This is a genomic window from Pseudomonas sp. GW821-FHT02A11 (genome assembly GCF_059421985.1).
The window spans coordinates 102,887-115,893 of the sequence record NZ_JBWKWB010000015.1 but is presented as its reverse complement, the minus strand read 5'-3'; the positions used below and the strand labels follow the sequence as shown (position 1 = coordinate 115,893).

At 57.0% G+C, this 13,007-nt stretch carries 20 protein-coding genes and 1 pseudogene; 7 read left to right on the top strand and 14 right to left on the bottom strand.

The annotated features are described in order from the left end of the window. Positions 1-249: 249 nt before the first annotated feature. The 12 genes and pseudogenes from AC07V9_RS20275 to AC07V9_RS20220 all read right to left on the bottom strand — a co-directional run bounded on the left by AC07V9_RS20275 (position 250) and on the right by AC07V9_RS20220 (position 8,119). Positions 250-612 (bottom strand): hypothetical protein, encoded by a 363-nt coding sequence (locus tag AC07V9_RS20275; RefSeq protein WP_495017426.1) that lies wholly within the window; start codon positions 610-612, stop codon positions 250-252. Beyond that, positions 609-938, bottom strand: coding sequence for an MFS transporter (locus AC07V9_RS20270; RefSeq protein ID WP_495017425.1), 330 nt, complete (start codon positions 936-938; stop codon positions 609-611). Before AC07V9_RS20270 ends, AC07V9_RS20275 begins: the two co-directional genes overlap by 4 nt. 680 nt (positions 939-1,618) lie before the next feature. Next, entirely contained in the window at positions 1,619-2,515 is an 897-nt protein-coding gene (locus AC07V9_RS20265; protein ID WP_495017424.1) for a lipid II-degrading bacteriocin, read from the bottom strand. After that, positions 2,515-2,709, bottom strand: coding sequence for a Com family DNA-binding transcriptional regulator (locus AC07V9_RS20260; RefSeq protein WP_495017423.1), 195 nt, complete (start codon positions 2,707-2,709; stop codon positions 2,515-2,517). Before AC07V9_RS20260 ends, AC07V9_RS20265 begins: the two co-directional genes overlap by 1 nt. A gap of 337 nt (positions 2,710-3,046) precedes the next feature. Beyond that, positions 3,047-3,628 (bottom strand): hypothetical protein, encoded by a 582-nt coding sequence (locus tag AC07V9_RS20255; protein ID WP_495017422.1) that lies wholly within the window; start codon positions 3,626-3,628, stop codon positions 3,047-3,049. Beyond that, positions 3,625-4,209: a recombination protein NinG gene (locus tag AC07V9_RS20250; RefSeq protein WP_495017462.1), complete on the bottom strand. Its 585-nt coding sequence runs from the start codon at positions 4,207-4,209 to the stop codon at positions 3,625-3,627. Before AC07V9_RS20250 ends, AC07V9_RS20255 begins: the two co-directional genes overlap by 4 nt. 94 nt (positions 4,210-4,303) lie before the next feature. After that, entirely contained in the window at positions 4,304-4,891 is a 588-nt protein-coding gene (locus AC07V9_RS20245) for a DUF1367 family protein (RefSeq protein WP_495017421.1), read from the bottom strand. Further along, entirely contained in the window at positions 4,884-5,489 is a 606-nt protein-coding gene (locus tag AC07V9_RS20240) for a hypothetical protein (protein WP_495017420.1), read from the bottom strand. Before AC07V9_RS20240 ends, AC07V9_RS20245 begins: the two co-directional genes overlap by 8 nt. Positions 5,490-5,598: 109 nt before the next feature. Beyond that, positions 5,599-5,973, bottom strand: coding sequence for a phage protein NinX family protein (locus AC07V9_RS20235; RefSeq protein WP_495017419.1), 375 nt, complete (start codon positions 5,971-5,973; stop codon positions 5,599-5,601). Continuing rightward, on the bottom strand, positions 5,973-6,779 hold the full coding sequence (locus tag AC07V9_RS20230; protein ID WP_495017461.1) for an ATP-binding protein: 807 nt from the start codon (positions 6,777-6,779) through the stop codon (positions 5,973-5,975). The genes AC07V9_RS20235 and AC07V9_RS20230 overlap by 1 nt, the downstream gene beginning before the upstream one ends. A gap of 177 nt (positions 6,780-6,956) precedes the next feature. Then, positions 6,957-7,568: pseudogene (locus tag AC07V9_RS20225) on the bottom strand (replication protein); the annotation flags it as partial. A gap of 125 nt (positions 7,569-7,693) precedes the next feature. Next, complete coding sequence (locus tag AC07V9_RS20220; protein ID WP_092405993.1) at positions 7,694-8,119, bottom strand: phage regulatory CII family protein; 426 nt, start codon at positions 8,117-8,119, stop codon at positions 7,694-7,696. An 82-nt stretch (positions 8,120-8,201) separates the two neighbouring features. On the opposite strand from AC07V9_RS20220, the gene AC07V9_RS20215 reads away from it, so the two are divergent. Next, positions 8,202-8,408: a hypothetical protein gene (locus tag AC07V9_RS20215; protein ID WP_062390893.1), complete on the top strand. Its 207-nt coding sequence runs from the start codon at positions 8,202-8,204 to the stop codon at positions 8,406-8,408. On the opposite strand, the gene AC07V9_RS20210 is transcribed toward AC07V9_RS20215, so the two are convergent. Next, positions 8,405-8,626, bottom strand: coding sequence for a helix-turn-helix domain-containing protein (locus AC07V9_RS20210; RefSeq protein WP_495017418.1), 222 nt, complete (start codon positions 8,624-8,626; stop codon positions 8,405-8,407). The two genes, AC07V9_RS20215 and AC07V9_RS20210, sit on opposite strands and share 4 nt — an antisense overlap. Before the next feature lie 102 nt (positions 8,627-8,728). Here AC07V9_RS20210 and AC07V9_RS20205 point away from each other — a divergent pair, with 102 nt between their 5' ends. Then, entirely contained in the window at positions 8,729-9,580 is an 852-nt protein-coding gene (locus AC07V9_RS20205; RefSeq protein ID WP_495017417.1) for a LexA family transcriptional regulator, read from the top strand. A 120-nt stretch (positions 9,581-9,700) separates the two neighbouring features. After that, positions 9,701-10,714: a P63C domain-containing protein gene (locus tag AC07V9_RS20200; protein WP_495017416.1), complete on the top strand. Its 1,014-nt coding sequence runs from the start codon at positions 9,701-9,703 to the stop codon at positions 10,712-10,714. A gap of 45 nt (positions 10,715-10,759) precedes the next feature. Here AC07V9_RS20200 and AC07V9_RS20195 read toward each other — a convergent pair whose 3' ends face one another. After that, positions 10,760-11,077, bottom strand: coding sequence for a DUF1654 domain-containing protein (locus tag AC07V9_RS20195; RefSeq protein ID WP_495017415.1), 318 nt, complete (start codon positions 11,075-11,077; stop codon positions 10,760-10,762). A gap of 430 nt (positions 11,078-11,507) precedes the next feature. Between AC07V9_RS20195 and AC07V9_RS20190 the strand changes: the two genes are divergently transcribed. The 4 genes from AC07V9_RS20190 (at position 11,508) to AC07V9_RS20175 (ending at position 12,963) form a co-directional block, all read left to right on the top strand. Continuing rightward, positions 11,508-11,726 carry a hypothetical protein gene (locus AC07V9_RS20190; protein WP_495017414.1) on the top strand — a complete coding sequence of 73 codons (219 nt, stop codon included), beginning with the start codon at positions 11,508-11,510 and terminating at the stop codon, positions 11,724-11,726. After that, positions 11,723-11,908: a hypothetical protein gene (locus tag AC07V9_RS20185; RefSeq protein ID WP_495017413.1), complete on the top strand. Its 186-nt coding sequence runs from the start codon at positions 11,723-11,725 to the stop codon at positions 11,906-11,908. Before AC07V9_RS20190 ends, AC07V9_RS20185 begins: the two co-directional genes overlap by 4 nt. Positions 11,909-11,964: 56 nt before the next feature. Beyond that, the gene (locus AC07V9_RS20180; protein ID WP_495017412.1) at positions 11,965-12,207 is read left to right on the top strand and encodes a hypothetical protein; all 243 of its coding nucleotides are present in this window, start codon (positions 11,965-11,967) and stop codon (positions 12,205-12,207) included. A gap of 561 nt (positions 12,208-12,768) precedes the next feature. After that, on the top strand, positions 12,769-12,963 hold the full coding sequence (locus AC07V9_RS20175) for a hypothetical protein (RefSeq protein ID WP_495017411.1): 195 nt from the start codon (positions 12,769-12,771) through the stop codon (positions 12,961-12,963). Positions 12,964-13,007 lie beyond the last annotated feature (44 nt).

Genomic DNA, 13,007 nt, shown 5'->3' with positions numbered 1-13,007 from the left:
CCACGAAACGGACGCATCTGAATTTGTGGCGCGGACAGCGGTGGCTTTAGAGAATCGCCCATACCACGGCGGCGCAAATCATGATCAGCACGGCGCACCCGAAGAACTCGAGATCGGTCGCAAAATCCAATTCGTCATCCATCACAGCACCCTCCTGGGAATCAAGATGGATGGATTGATCTTGCGGCTTATCGGGAGTTCAGCGAGTTTGACGAGCAGAAATCATGGGTTTCAGTTGTGACCTGATAGTCAGGTACGACGCCGATGTCGTCTGTCGATCTGACCTGGACCAGAACCGAAGCGCGGGTCGCGCAGGCAATGGTCGCAGTTCAGTTTGGAGCAGATCCACGTCTTCACCGCAGCCCAGTACGTGACCATGAACATGTGGCGTACTCCAGCCAGGCAAAGGGATACGTGAAGGGTCAGCCCGGCGTTGGTTGGGCCGAAGAACAGTGTCTGGTTACGCGTCATCACCACGAAACCGCTGATGGCGATCGCTGAATAGATCATCTTGCCGACGATCCCGTCGCGGACCTTGCCGCTCAGCACGCACCAGGTGGCCCACAGCGCAACAAGGCCGCAGGCGATGGAGTTGATCAGTTCGGCGTTCATGGTGGATTGCCTCCCCCAAACCGCTGGCGAATGAGCGCCCAGAGGTCAGCGGCTTTGATGGCTCGGTTGATGGCGGCCATGAGAGAGCCGCCGAACGCGCCGAGCAGGAACCCGACTCCAGCTACGTCACTGGGCTCGACCACGGCGAAGCGGTCGCAGACGATGCCCGTGAGGTAGAACGCGCAGGCGATGCCGGTAATCAGGAAGATTGCCCAAGACCAAAGGTCTTTGAGGTCATCCTTATGCCACCAGCTGGCGACGACCGCGCCGATCAGGCCTGCGACAAGCCAGTCGAGTTTGTCGAGCAGGCGGTGAAAGAACTCCATGCGCTCGACTCCGTACTGGGCATGAAAAAGCCCCGCATCTGCGAGGCTTGAGAATGTGTGAGGGTCTTTCCCCTCCTGTCAGCCAAAGGCTTCACCATCGCTGGCACCCAAATGCACCAGTCTCGACATGTCGCCTCGCGCAGCAGATGAAAGCATGAGGTCACTGCTCGCGGGCTGCCGGTGTTTTACGCAGCACGGCACTACCGGCTTATCCGTGTCTACATCTCTCGCGCAAAGGCTTCTGTGCGAAATATCTGCAGCAAATCACAGTCAAAAAACCCCGCGTGAGCGGGGCTTCACATAGGCACACTCGTTCACTGGTTCAAACCACCAAGTCGAAGCATACGTGTGCAACCAATTTTGCTTTGACTCAAATCTTCATGGCCTGCCAGACAACTCTAAGTGCCCATCACAACTGAGCAACGCATTCCACTTGTGCGCACCTTCATCTACAGGAACCACCCACCAATTGGTGCTCGTATCGTACTTAGCGCCAGGGAGCACCTTCACCGACGAGCTGCCCCCAAATGGAGGGTGACGGTCGAAGTAGGCTTTTACCGACTCGTCAAAGAACGCCTGCCCTTTATCGGAGCAGGACATCTCATTGCTGGTATCACAGCCGGCGAGTACGAATACTAGAGAGGTTGCTAAAAGCAAAAGGCTCGGACGCATGTAAATCCTTATTTAGTACCACTGAGGTGAATGCTCTGACTACCTTCGATAACGATTTGATAGTCATTGGAACCGAAAGTATCCCCCAGGTAACGCAGAAAATCAGTAAGCTTTTCCTGCATGTAGGTCCGGTTGCTATGGTCTGCGTCATATTTATCCGGATTGATAGTGTAGGATCCATCAAATGTCCATGTGCCATCAGCAAGGATATTCAGCGTACCCACCACGTTGCCGTTGACACGCCCCAGCAGGCCCGCCGCCCATAGATTAAGCATGAATCTGAAGGCGTTGTACTGAAAAGGCGAATTTATCGAGTAGGTCCCAGGCCCGTTTGTCGCAACCATGTCCATCACGGGCTTAAAATCTGATGGAACCATGGAGAGGTTAAGGGCGCCGATATTCACGTAGCGCGTCTGACCTCCCCCAAAGAGCCAATAATAAATGCCAGCGACTGGCATGATCGCAGTACCAAAGAAGTCATAGTGCTGGGCTGCGATCCGATCTGTATCTTGGGCTCTATAGAAGTAGGCTCGGCTATATTCAGTCTCCGTCAGACTGTAGTCTTTCGTCGCGTAGGGAGAGGCAGAGCCCAGAGACGCAGCAATGATCGAACGTTGACAGTCCGCATGCATCTTGAGTTGATTCTTGAAAACGGCAGGGCTCAAGCCGTTAAAGCCGCTGAGACAGGCAGCCAAGGTCGCCTCCACATCCCCTTTGTTTGCGGCATTGAAGATGTTGACTCCGTTGGCAAACGCTTTTCTTGCACCTTGGTTTTGCATGAATTGGATAAAAGGAGTCATTGGCGGCTTGACTGGGCCGAAGTTAAGACTTGCTGTGCCCGTGGACGGACCTGCTTCGGGATAGGCCAGAACGTATGTAGGTGGTAATTCGATAGGACCGCTCATTAAGACACCTTTTGAGTCGAATGATTTGATGCGGAGAATTCCGCCTTCATGTCGCTCAAAGGCGATAGCTCGGGGCTCTGGGCCCTCACATGATTCAACGTCCCGCACCGGGGACACTTGATCTGGAGCTCGGTCATCTCACCCACCCGGGCGAGAAGTCTTTTGCACTTTCCACATCTGCAATCTTTCAACATCTGCAAAGCCTTTTGGTTTTCTGCTAGGCTCCGCCCCGCTCGCGCGAGCAGTGAGGGCCTTGGCTGGCTTGCAGGCTACATCTGCGATCCGGCGTCTCCCTTGGGTGTTACCGCACCCTCTGGAGTCGCCCTCTCTTTTTCCGCGCACAAATGAAAAAGCCCCGAACTTGTCGGGGCTTTGTCGTTTCTGGCAGGCATAAAAAAACCCGCACGGTGGCGGGTCTTCCAGAGCAAGTTGCCGCAGGCAAAATACTCAATATGGCGAAATGATGCCCTCAGCCGTGCGGGAAGTCAACACCTTAAAATCCCACTCGAAGCAGTGGAACTCTACTGGATGCTACGCCGCCTCTTTCATCTGGTAGATGACCGCTCCGACCGGGCTTAACGCCATCCGATCCAGGTCTTCGCAGCATTCGAAAATCAGCGTGATCACCGGTTCCCAGTCGCGCGCCCAGGCGCAGGATTCCAGGCGTACCCCGTACTCTGCCATCAGCCAAGAACGAAAAGCCTCGGGCTTGATCATCGGGTCATCGTTGGCCGACTGGCCGCCCTGGTGCATGTAGCGGTACCGGCGCATCACGCCCTTCACCACGAACTCCAGCTTCTCGCGCTTTGCGGCAGTCATGCGCTTGGACTTCGAGACGACCAGGCCGAATACGACCTCCTCCGCTGCCTCGCGGATGTCGTCGCTTCGGTGCGCGGCGTACATGTACTCGCCGAACGCACGGACCTGAGGGTGTAGCTTGGCGATGACCGACTGAATGTGCCCGGCCAACGCGCTGTGCACGGCGTGATTCGCGGTTGGTCCACGCTCCGTGGCCTGGACCACTACGCCCAACTGAACTACGTCAGAGCTTTGGCCGGGTGCCGGTGTGTAGGTGCAGTCATGCCAAGCTTGGCGCGCGGAATTGATCTTCATGCTACTTCTCCCCGTTTCAGCTCTCTGGTCAGTGCCCTGTAGTGCGCGGTCAGCGCCTTCAGGTCTTCAATCGTGTATTTCTTTGGCTCATGCGGGCCTTCCAGCCATGCCACCTTCTCAGCTCCGATCCGCTGCACCAGACTGATCCTGTAGTTCACGATGTCGCCGGACTTGTGCGTGTTGCATGGCGAGCATTGGAGGTGGCAGTTCAGCGGCTCAAAGCGGAGCTCGGGCGCGCTTGCGACCGTGCGGTAATGACCGGCGTCATTCTTGCCCTGGTGAAATCGGCCGCAGCTGATGCATGGTTGCGCGGCGTCGCGGGCGCGAACCCATGCGTTGAACGCGACCTGTGTTTCCTTCAGGAAATCGCTGCGGCTCTTCAGCTTCTCCTTCCGAACCTTGATCTCGCGGCGCTCGCGCTGGGCAAACGATTTACGCTGCTTCTCCTTCAACTGACGGGCTACCACCACAGCGCAGTCCGGCGAGCACCAGCTCTGGAAGTCGCGAGTCGGGACGAATGATGCTCTGCAGCCCGCCACGCGACATTTCTTCGCGCGACGAGTTTTCTCGGATCGAGGAATCACAGCTCACCTCCGAACTGATGCGCGCATGGGTTGGCGTGGTAGCTGTGCTCGAGCATTGTGGCGAGGGACCGAATGATGTCCTTAACGGTCTTCATGCGAAGCCTCCAATCATGTCGGCGGCAGCCTGGGCGTCCTGCTCGGTTTCGAAATGCGCAGACAGCACCAGTCGCCAGCAGGCATTGAAGACGTCGCGGTAAAGCGGCCCGAACTCGGTGTCGTCCATCGAGGCCCAACTGATCGACTTGCGCTCCTTGCGGATTCCGGCTGGCGTTTGCACCAGGTGGAAATGCCCAGCCTCGATGGTGATCCAGTCGCGGAATGCCTCGCGGCTTTTGTCCACGGATGGAAAACGCTCGGCGCGCTCGGACTCGACGCGAGCAATGTACGAGTCGACTGCATCGGATAGCTGGCCAGGCTTGCCATTGGCCTCTTCGAAAAACTTTGCCAGACCGAGGATGCCGCGCATCTCCTGGCGCGGGATCAGGCCGCCGACCGGCTCCCAGTATTCCCACGCCAAATCCAGCATCGAGAAGAATTTGCCGTGGAATTTGGCGTTGCGCATCTTGGTGAACTTGCCGTGGATGACCTGACCAGCCTTCCACTTCTGCATGGTTTCGCGATCCGCTTCGGTGGCCGGGACTAAGCCCTGAGCGGTGCGAATGAGGGCGACTTCAGCCATTGTCGGCCTCCTTGCTCACGCCCAGCTCACCGAGCACCAAGGCAGCAATCCCGAATGCTTCTACGCCCATTGGGGTAACCCGCAGAATGTCGTTCAGCGCGGTAACCAGTTCCTCGTTCTCAGCCATCAGCTTGACGATCTGATCAGCCTGCGCCTGCACATGCGAAGCGGCGTCATCGCAGCGCTTGCGCAGCACGTCGGCCCGGTGCATGCCCAGTTCGGACCAGTGAGCGGTCTCCTGCAACCATTCGGTCTTGTCGCTGTACTCCTTGTAGGCGATTTCGAACTGCTGGAGGCGTTCGTTCTCGGCCTTGAGCTGGTCGCAGTTCTCACGACGACGCTCCGCCAGCGAGGCGAACTCCTCTCCGTAGCCGCGCAAGCTATCGATCTCCGCGATCAGCCCCAGCACCGCGGCAGGGTTGGCTGCGGCGATGAACTTGGCGATATCAACGTCGGTGCATTCAGCAACTCGTGACCAGCACTGCACGTACGTGGTGCCATCAACCTCATGGACACGACACACATCCGCAACGCTGACGCCCCAGCCTTCCGATTGAATTGACTCTGCTGCGCTTTTCAGCTTCTGAATGTCAGTCATTTGAACAACACCCCCAAATTCACAGGCGCAACAACACGCTCAACCTTTGGCAAGGCACCCAGTCCGAGTAACAGGGTGATAAGGGCGAGGAGTATCCAGTTGGTGTTGGTCATGGCAGCAGGTCCTTCGGCACGCTCACGGCCATCCCGATCTTGTCGACGACGATGGCGCGGCAGATTGCGACGGTGGCGCTTTTGGAATTCATCCAGGTGGTAGGGGCATTGGGACGGAGCGGGCTGGCGGTCCAGGTGCCGTCACGCAGCGGGCCGGAGTTGATGCGATGCTTTTCCTGAAGCGGTCCGGCGATGCTCCAGTCGGACGATGGCCGGTACAGAGGTTCGGTGCCTGTGATGAATGCCAGCGCAACACCGTCGCCATAGTTCGGCGGCGTGATCGACATATTTTGCCCGTCAGCCTTGCCAACAGCCCAGTCCAAGGCGCCGCCGATCAGGTCTTCTGTTCTGACTTCAACGAAAGCGCTCATCAGATGCTCTCCTTCGCGCGGTGCGAATCCCAGTTGAACGGGACCACGATCAGGTTGCCCTCACGCAGGCGGTCGACGCAGCGCTCGCCCATGGCCTTCGGCAGCTCGGCCGCATCGAGGTTGGAAATCACAATGGTCGGCAGCTCCTGCTCATACCGGCCGTTGATGATCGAGAACAGGGTTGTCAGCTCGAAGTCGCTCGGCTGCTCTTTGCTCACCCCCACTTCGTCCAAGACCAGTAGGTCTGGCTCGATAAGGCTGGACAGGATGTCGGCCTCGTTGCGCTCACTGCTCCGATCGTAGGTGCTGCGGATGGCCTGCAGGATCGATCCAACGGTGCGATACACCGCAGTGCGCGAGGTCTTGTGCAGCAGCTCGTTGGCAATGGCGGAGCCAAGGTGGGTTTTGCCGGTGCCGGGCTTGCCGATCAGCACCATGCAGCGCCCGGTCTCGCGGATGGCGTCGAAGGTCTTCACGTAGTGGCGGCAGAAACTCAGGGCGCGCTTCTGGCCTTCGGTTTCAGCTGCGTAGTTCTCCAGCGTGCGCTTGGCGAAACGCTTCGGGATCAGGGCTTCGCCCAGCTTCTCGGCCGTGCGGACGCGGCGCTCGAATGCCCGCTTTGCCTCATCAGCAGCAGCCTGTTCTTCCTTGACCAGTCGAGTGCACTCAGGGCAATGGCTGGCGAATTCCTTGCCGAAGGCCAGGGTGACCTTCTGCTCGAACGCACCGTGCTTTTCGCACTCGGCGGGCTGGATACGGGCGCTCAGGGTGGCCTGCTTGATGTCGGTGACTTTCTCAGAGCGCATAGGAACCGTCCTCCCGAAGCTTGAGGCCTGCGGTGTAGTCGCGATTGGCGAATCCGTTGTGGCGGGATGTGGTAGCAGCTGACGGGCCTGATCGGCGATGCGGTTGGCAATCCAGGCCGCCTTGAAACCCTGCCAGCCAGCGGACAGGGCTTCGGTCATCGCGACGTCAGCGCCGATTCCCAACGCGGCGCACTTCACCAGTTCGGCGTTCAGGGATTTCCAGACGGTGGCGGTGACGGCGGCCTTCTTCGCCTTGCGCAGGGACAGCCAGTCGACCAGCAGCCCTTCGGGCAGGTCATGGGGGTTGTCAGCAAGCAGGTTGGACAGGCCGAACGATGGCTTGCGCTCAGTCTTGGCCGAGGCCGTTTCGGCTTGGGGGGTAATAATCTCTTCCGAAGGAAGAGTTATAGGGGGTTTTTCTTTCTTTGTATAAAGAAGGCAAGTTTCCGTTTTGGTCTCACTCGGCTCATGTCTCAGTGAGACGATATTGTCTGAGTGAGACGTTTTGGTCTCAGTGAGATTCTGCTGTTTTTCCTCATAGAAGACCCATTCGGAAACAGGCGAGATGCCGATATCGCCACGGCTTCCACCGATTCGATAGATAACCCGGCGCTCTAGCAGATGGCTGATGGCTTTCGAGGTGACGTCACGGCGCATGTTGGTCAGCTTGCCGAGGTCATCGGCGGTGAGGCGCTTGGTTTCGACCTGATACCCTATGGTTTGCCGGGCAATAGCCATCACCACGCGAAGCTCGCGCGCTGGCAGGTCGACTGTAGAAAGCGCCTCCATTACGGAATTGTCCATTCGGGTGAACCCTCGGGACTTGTCAAATGAGACGACGTTTGTCATGATTTTTCTCGCTTACTGCTTTGCTGAAGAACCGCCATGCCCGGCGGTTTTTTTGTGTCTGAAATTCAGGCGACCTTCACGGACTGCTTAAACACTTCCAGGCTGACGATCACCTCGTCGGCTTCCTTGATCAGCTCCGACTTTTCACGCGAGCACACCCGGCCGTCGGCCTGGGCGTCGTAAGCGAGCCGAGTAACATCGGCCAGATCGACATGCAGGCGCATCAGCGCGGAATTGAGGTCGGTAGGGGCAGGCTTCTCTTTCGGTACCAGGTCAAACCCGAAATGCTCGGCCCAAGCTTTTAGGGGGCGGAAGTCTTCGGTGTATTTCATGATCCGGTGCAGCTCCTGCACGTTCATCTTGTGGCTGTCGTAATCCGGGTTGGCTTTCTGCGACAGCAAAGTGCGCGACGGGAAGCTCGCGCCTTCGGCGATCCGGCTTGCGCCGTGGGTGTCCACCACGTCGTAAATGGCCTTCATCAATTCCTGCATGTCACACCTCGAAAATTGTTACGTGGCGTTACGCCACTAGCGACGCGATCATTTGCGGACCAAATTGATCAGGGACGACCCCATGACCGACTCTTCCGAACTACAGGGCGAGATAACCGCCCTCTGCTGCTTTGTGGGTGCCTTGGCATCCACCCTGCCTCTGTCTTCTCAGATGAGGCTCTGGCCTGCGTTCGAGCAGAAGGCCAGTCAGTTGCGTGATCAGTTGAGCCAAGAGGCTCTGCGCGGCTTCGAGCTGGCGACGATCTCGCTTAGCTCGAAGCGCGGTTAGGCCGCGGTTTTCTTCGCTGCCGACTTAACAGGCTTAGCCAGCTCTTCGTGCATAAGGTCGATAGCCTTACCGGCGATGTAGCTGGGGTTGCTGATCTGGCCGTTGCGGATACGGAAAATCGTCGAGATGTCACATTTGGCGCGCTCTGCAATGGCCTTGTAGGTCATGCCAGAGCCCAGCAATGCATCCAGTTTTTTCGGAAGATCGGTAGCGCTCATGGCTGCCTCCTTTGTAGTTATGCACATAATCATGCACTGGTGCATATCTGTCAACGATCCCCTCTATTGATGTATGCACCGCGCAGGGCGACGATTGCACCTATGCATAAAACCATTGATAAAATTCTTGCTGAATTGATGCGGCGGGATGGCCTGAGCCAGGTCGAAGTCTCCGCGCGTTCCAAGGTTGGCCAGTCCACGATCTCTCGAATCCTCAAGCCCAACGGGCCCAAGGGGATCAAAGAGCCAACTGACAAGCAGGTACGCCCTCTAGCCGAATTGTTCGGGATCACCACCGATCAGTTGCGAGGTTACGCACCGTTCGAAGCCGGGATTGATAGCGAGCCAAAACCCGCTGATCCTCCAGTGTCTCCTTCGGCGGCTGACAAGATTCGCGAGATGCTAGCAGGCAAGAAGTTGGGCGAGGATCGGCTTCAAAAGCTTCTGTCCGTCGCTGAAGGAACCGACCAGGACGGCGCCATCGAGGTGCTGGTGAACGACGCTTACAGGCCTGGCATCGGCAAGGTTGGCGACGAAGTGTGGATTGCGCACTACGACGTGCGCGGTGCGCTGGGTGGCGGCGAAGTTGCTCACGACTTTCCGGAGATGCTTCAGGATGTGCGGGTCAGCCCTTCTCAGCTCCGCTCAATGGGCGTCGAGTTCAAAGAACACTATCACCTGAAAGTGATCACTGGCTGGGGTCAGTCAATGACGCCGACGATCAAGCATGGCGACCCGTGCCTGGTGGACATCAGCATCAGGGAATTCATCGGCGACGGCATCTACTACTTCTCCTACGGCGGCTTTCAGTACATCAAGCGCCTGCAGATGAAGGGCAAGGACAAATTCAAGATGATCTCGGACAACAGGAAGCACAAGGCCGAGGACATCTTCATCGACGAGACCTACATTCAGGCGCGCGTGCTGTTTGTGTGGAACGGGAACCTCGTATGACCTGGCTGTCGGACTAAAAAACTTTCAGCGTGTAAATATCGCAAGCAGATACTCTATTTTTGCTTGCATATACGCTAATCGCAAGCATATCCTAGCCACTCGTCCCTAGGAGTACATGCCATGCCCGAAAAGAAAAAAGGTGATCCCGCCGCCGGTGCCAAAGCAAGATCAGCAGCTTTGACGCCTGAACGTCGCTCGGAAATCGCTCGCAACGCCGCTCTTGCAAAAGCCGAATTGAGAAACTTGCCTCGCGCCACTCACGGGTCTAGTGAGCACCCGCTGAAAATTGGCGACACCGAGATTCCCTGCTATGTGCTGGAAGACGGCACGAGGGTCCTGTCACAACGGGGGCTTTTTTCCGGGTTGGGTATGAGTCGAGGAAGCCGCACGGGTAGTGGTGGCGACCGGATGCTGTCATTTCTCGAATCTAAGGGCGTGAACCCCTTTGTTTCTGAGGCTTTGATGGCGGCGATCACGACGCCTATTCGCTTCCTCTCTGGGCCGTCTGCAAGCATTGTTACATTTGGCTACCCTGCTACCGTCCTCGCCGATATATGTGAAGCCGTTTTATCGGCCAGAAAGGCGGAAACACTTAACTACCAGCAGACGCATATCGCTCAGCAATGCGAAGTTCTAGTTCGTGGCTTCGCAAGGGTCGGCATCATCGCGCTTGTTGACGAGGCGACCGGATACCAGAAAGACCGGGCAAAAGACGCTCTTGCCCAGATTCTTGAAGCTTTTGTCGCGAAGGAGCTACAACCTTACGTAAAAACCTTCCCTGCTGAGTTTTATGAGCACATTTTCCGTCTGAGAGGCTTGGACTATCCTCCCAAAAACGCCAAATACCGACCTCAGTATTTCGGCGTTCTTACCAATGACATCGTGTACAAAAGACTTGCACCTGGTTTGCTCGCAGAGCTAAAAAGGGAAAGCAGCAAAGATTCGAAGAAAGGGCATCTTCACAGAAGGCTGACCGTCGATACTGGGCATCCCAAGCTACGAGAGCATCTTGCTTCTGCCGTAACTATCATGAAGCTGAGCAAGGATTATGAAGACTTCATTGAGAAACTTAACATGATCCATCCGCGGTATGGGAACACCATTCCTTTGGACTTAGAAGACGGTGATAAGTAGCTCATACTGATTAGCCCGCTCCGAGAGCGGGCTTTTCAGTGCCCACTAGAAAGGAGCGGGGTCTTCTGCTTCGAATGGGTCTGCCACCTGCGCGGGCTTTTCGTCATCCTCTGAAGGCTCCCACCTCAGCGTGATCGACGCATCCTCATGATTGTGCGTCAGGTCGATACCGTCCGCCTCTGAGATCGCATTCACGATCTCGTTCCACTCCCTCTCCCCGTCCGTGTCCAGCCGATGAATCCTGACCTCGCGCCTTTCCTGTGCGATTGGGTGATTGATCATCGACGACACGCGCAAGGCCAGACGCTCCATGCCGCTCATGCCGTTGGGTTGGGGTGCTTTTACATTTCCGTGGACTGCCATGCTAACCTCCTTCGACTGCTGTATATGCATACAGTAAATGAGGATCTTTCTGACGATCAAGAGGAATATCTCTGAAATTATTTATGCACTGGTGCATTGACAGACTAATTGCACCGGTGCATATTTGATCCATCGCAGCGACACACCGCTCCGAACCGCTCTTTAACAACCAGCGCCATGAACGACTACCCGGCCAAACCGGTTAGGTCACTCCCGGCACCATCGGTGGGAGGTCAGTAAACCGAAGGAAACAAACCGCTGCGCTTGTGAGGCGACCGGCGCCAGATGAAAGCCATTGAGGGGCTCAGTCTGGCGAGGTGATGACCGAACTGTGCGAATGACCCTGACGGGCGCAATGAGTGACAAGGCCAGATTTTCTCGGTGCCCTTCTCGCGAGGGGCATCCGGAAAATCAATCGGAGGGATTCACGATGTTCAACATGGCAACGATGGCGGCTGACGAGTGCCGCGCAGACGCTGAAGAGCGCACCTATTACCGCTGGATCGACAAGGCATCCCAGCTGCTCGGCCAACAAGTCGCCCTGGGCTCACACGAAGAAAGTGACCTGCATGACTTTTACGCTGACGGCTGCACCCCGGCCGAGGCTGTAGCCGAGTTTCTGACTCAGCAGTCTCTGGAGGCAGCATGAACAAGGTCATCCGCATCACCCTGCGCGGCGAGATGCAGGTTTTCACCGATAGCGAATTGGCCGCCTGCATCCGCGAGGCTAACCGGCTCAACACCGAGCGCGGGTATCGCAATGGCGTTTGCGTGGTTGAGATGGAAGACGGGCAGCGTATGACCGCAGCCGACTGCAAGGCTGTCGCCTGACGATTTACTGATGCCGCTTCTATGAGGCGGCATTGGAAATCAACGGAGGCAACAACATGAGTACGTCCGCATTTGAAGCAAGCGACGAGACGGTCAGCGAAGCAGCAGCGTCCTGCGCAAGGCTGTTGGAGAAGTGGTTCGGCGGCGTCGACGAGGCGATTACAGCCCTCGAAGCGGATCCTGCTGATTTGGCTGATCTTGTGATGCGCAGCCACATCAAGCAGCGCCGTGAAATGACAGTCCGAACGCACATGAGCATTCACGCATTCAGCCGTGAGGTTTTGCGAAAGGTCGCTTGAACCATCCTCTTGCGCATTTACAGAGTGGGCAGTGGGATGAATCAAATGCCCGTCAAATACACAGGCCGCCCAGTTGTGGCGGCTTGGAGCGATTTGACGGGTTGCTGAAGAAATGAATCAAAGAAACCGTCGGCATTCGCAAGAGTGCCCATCGGAGGTGGTCTTCAGTCCCGAAAGGGTCTAAGGGCGTCGAGCTGTAAGGCAATGCCCCGCGAGCCGAAAGGCTGACAGATGCGGCGGGGTTCCTAGCCCTTCAATGGGAGTTCGTAGGAAAGGCGGGCCTGGCCACAGCACTGAAGACTACCTCCGATGCAGATGAATGCGCAGGCTGATGCGCAAGTGTAAGACCTGAGGGATCGCGGGAATCGTGGCCGGTAGAGTGAGTAAGCGCCCAGATGGCCACGGCGAGTCCAAGAATAAGCGGCTGAAACCTTCGCCCCGGTGAAACTCCGGTGTCACTAAGGCTGCTAATAGTCGTGCCGGGATTAGCTCCGGTCTCTGCATCACCCCATTCAACAGGTAGCCACTGCCTTCCCAGTGAGCGAGCAATAGGAGATTGCGATGAGCGTACTTGATCCAAAGCAAGACGATCGGATTCGCGCAGCACTGCGCCGCGCAGATGATCGAGGCCAATTACAGGTGGTAGCCGCCGTTACCGGTATCGCTGGAGGCGTGAAGGCCTTGCGAGAAATCATGAACAGCACCGGCGAACTGTCGATCATGGATCGCGGGATGCTGGCGATTCACCTGATGTAAGCGCCCCCTCCACACCCTCCCGAACACACCGCACTGCCCATTCT

Coding starts and splice junctions, on each gene's coding strand:
- AC07V9_RS20195 (WP_495017415.1), bottom strand. CDS start 11,077: ATGGCAGTCCACGGAAATGTAAAAGCACCCCAACCCAACGGCATGAGC.
- AC07V9_RS20200 (WP_495017416.1), top strand. CDS start 9,701: ATGCCCGAAAAGAAAAAAGGTGATCCCGCCGCCGGTGCCAAAGCAAGA.
- AC07V9_RS20180 (WP_495017412.1), top strand. CDS start 11,965: ATGAGTACGTCCGCATTTGAAGCAAGCGACGAGACGGTCAGCGAAGCA.
- AC07V9_RS20205 (WP_495017417.1), top strand. CDS start 8,729: ATGCATAAAACCATTGATAAAATTCTTGCTGAATTGATGCGGCGGGAT.
- AC07V9_RS20275 (WP_495017426.1), bottom strand. CDS start 612: ATGAACGCCGAACTGATCAACTCCATCGCCTGCGGCCTTGTTGCGCTG.
- AC07V9_RS20265 (WP_495017424.1), bottom strand. CDS start 2,515: ATGAGCGGTCCTATCGAATTACCACCTACATACGTTCTGGCCTATCCC.
- AC07V9_RS20230 (WP_495017461.1), bottom strand. CDS start 6,779: ATGCGCTCTGAGAAAGTCACCGACATCAAGCAGGCCACCCTGAGCGCC.
- AC07V9_RS20220 (WP_092405993.1), bottom strand. CDS start 8,119: ATGCAGGAATTGATGAAGGCCATTTACGACGTGGTGGACACCCACGGC.
- AC07V9_RS20175 (WP_495017411.1), top strand. CDS start 12,769: ATGAGCGTACTTGATCCAAAGCAAGACGATCGGATTCGCGCAGCACTG.
- AC07V9_RS20210 (WP_495017418.1), bottom strand. CDS start 8,626: ATGAGCGCTACCGATCTTCCGAAAAAACTGGATGCATTGCTGGGCTCT.
- AC07V9_RS20255 (WP_495017422.1), bottom strand. CDS start 3,628: ATGAAGATCAATTCCGCGCGCCAAGCTTGGCATGACTGCACCTACACA.
- AC07V9_RS20270 (WP_495017425.1), bottom strand. CDS start 938: ATGGAGTTCTTTCACCGCCTGCTCGACAAACTCGACTGGCTTGTCGCA.
- AC07V9_RS20190 (WP_495017414.1), top strand. CDS start 11,508: ATGTTCAACATGGCAACGATGGCGGCTGACGAGTGCCGCGCAGACGCT.
- AC07V9_RS20215 (WP_062390893.1), top strand. CDS start 8,202: ATGACCGACTCTTCCGAACTACAGGGCGAGATAACCGCCCTCTGCTGC.
- AC07V9_RS20185 (WP_495017413.1), top strand. CDS start 11,723: ATGAACAAGGTCATCCGCATCACCCTGCGCGGCGAGATGCAGGTTTTC.
- AC07V9_RS20245 (WP_495017421.1), bottom strand. CDS start 4,891: ATGGCTGAAGTCGCCCTCATTCGCACCGCTCAGGGCTTAGTCCCGGCC.
- AC07V9_RS20235 (WP_495017419.1), bottom strand. CDS start 5,973: ATGAGCGCTTTCGTTGAAGTCAGAACAGAAGACCTGATCGGCGGCGCC.
- AC07V9_RS20240 (WP_495017420.1), bottom strand. CDS start 5,489: ATGACTGACATTCAGAAGCTGAAAAGCGCAGCAGAGTCAATTCAATCG.
- AC07V9_RS20260 (WP_495017423.1), bottom strand. CDS start 2,709: ATGTTGAAAGATTGCAGATGTGGAAAGTGCAAAAGACTTCTCGCCCGG.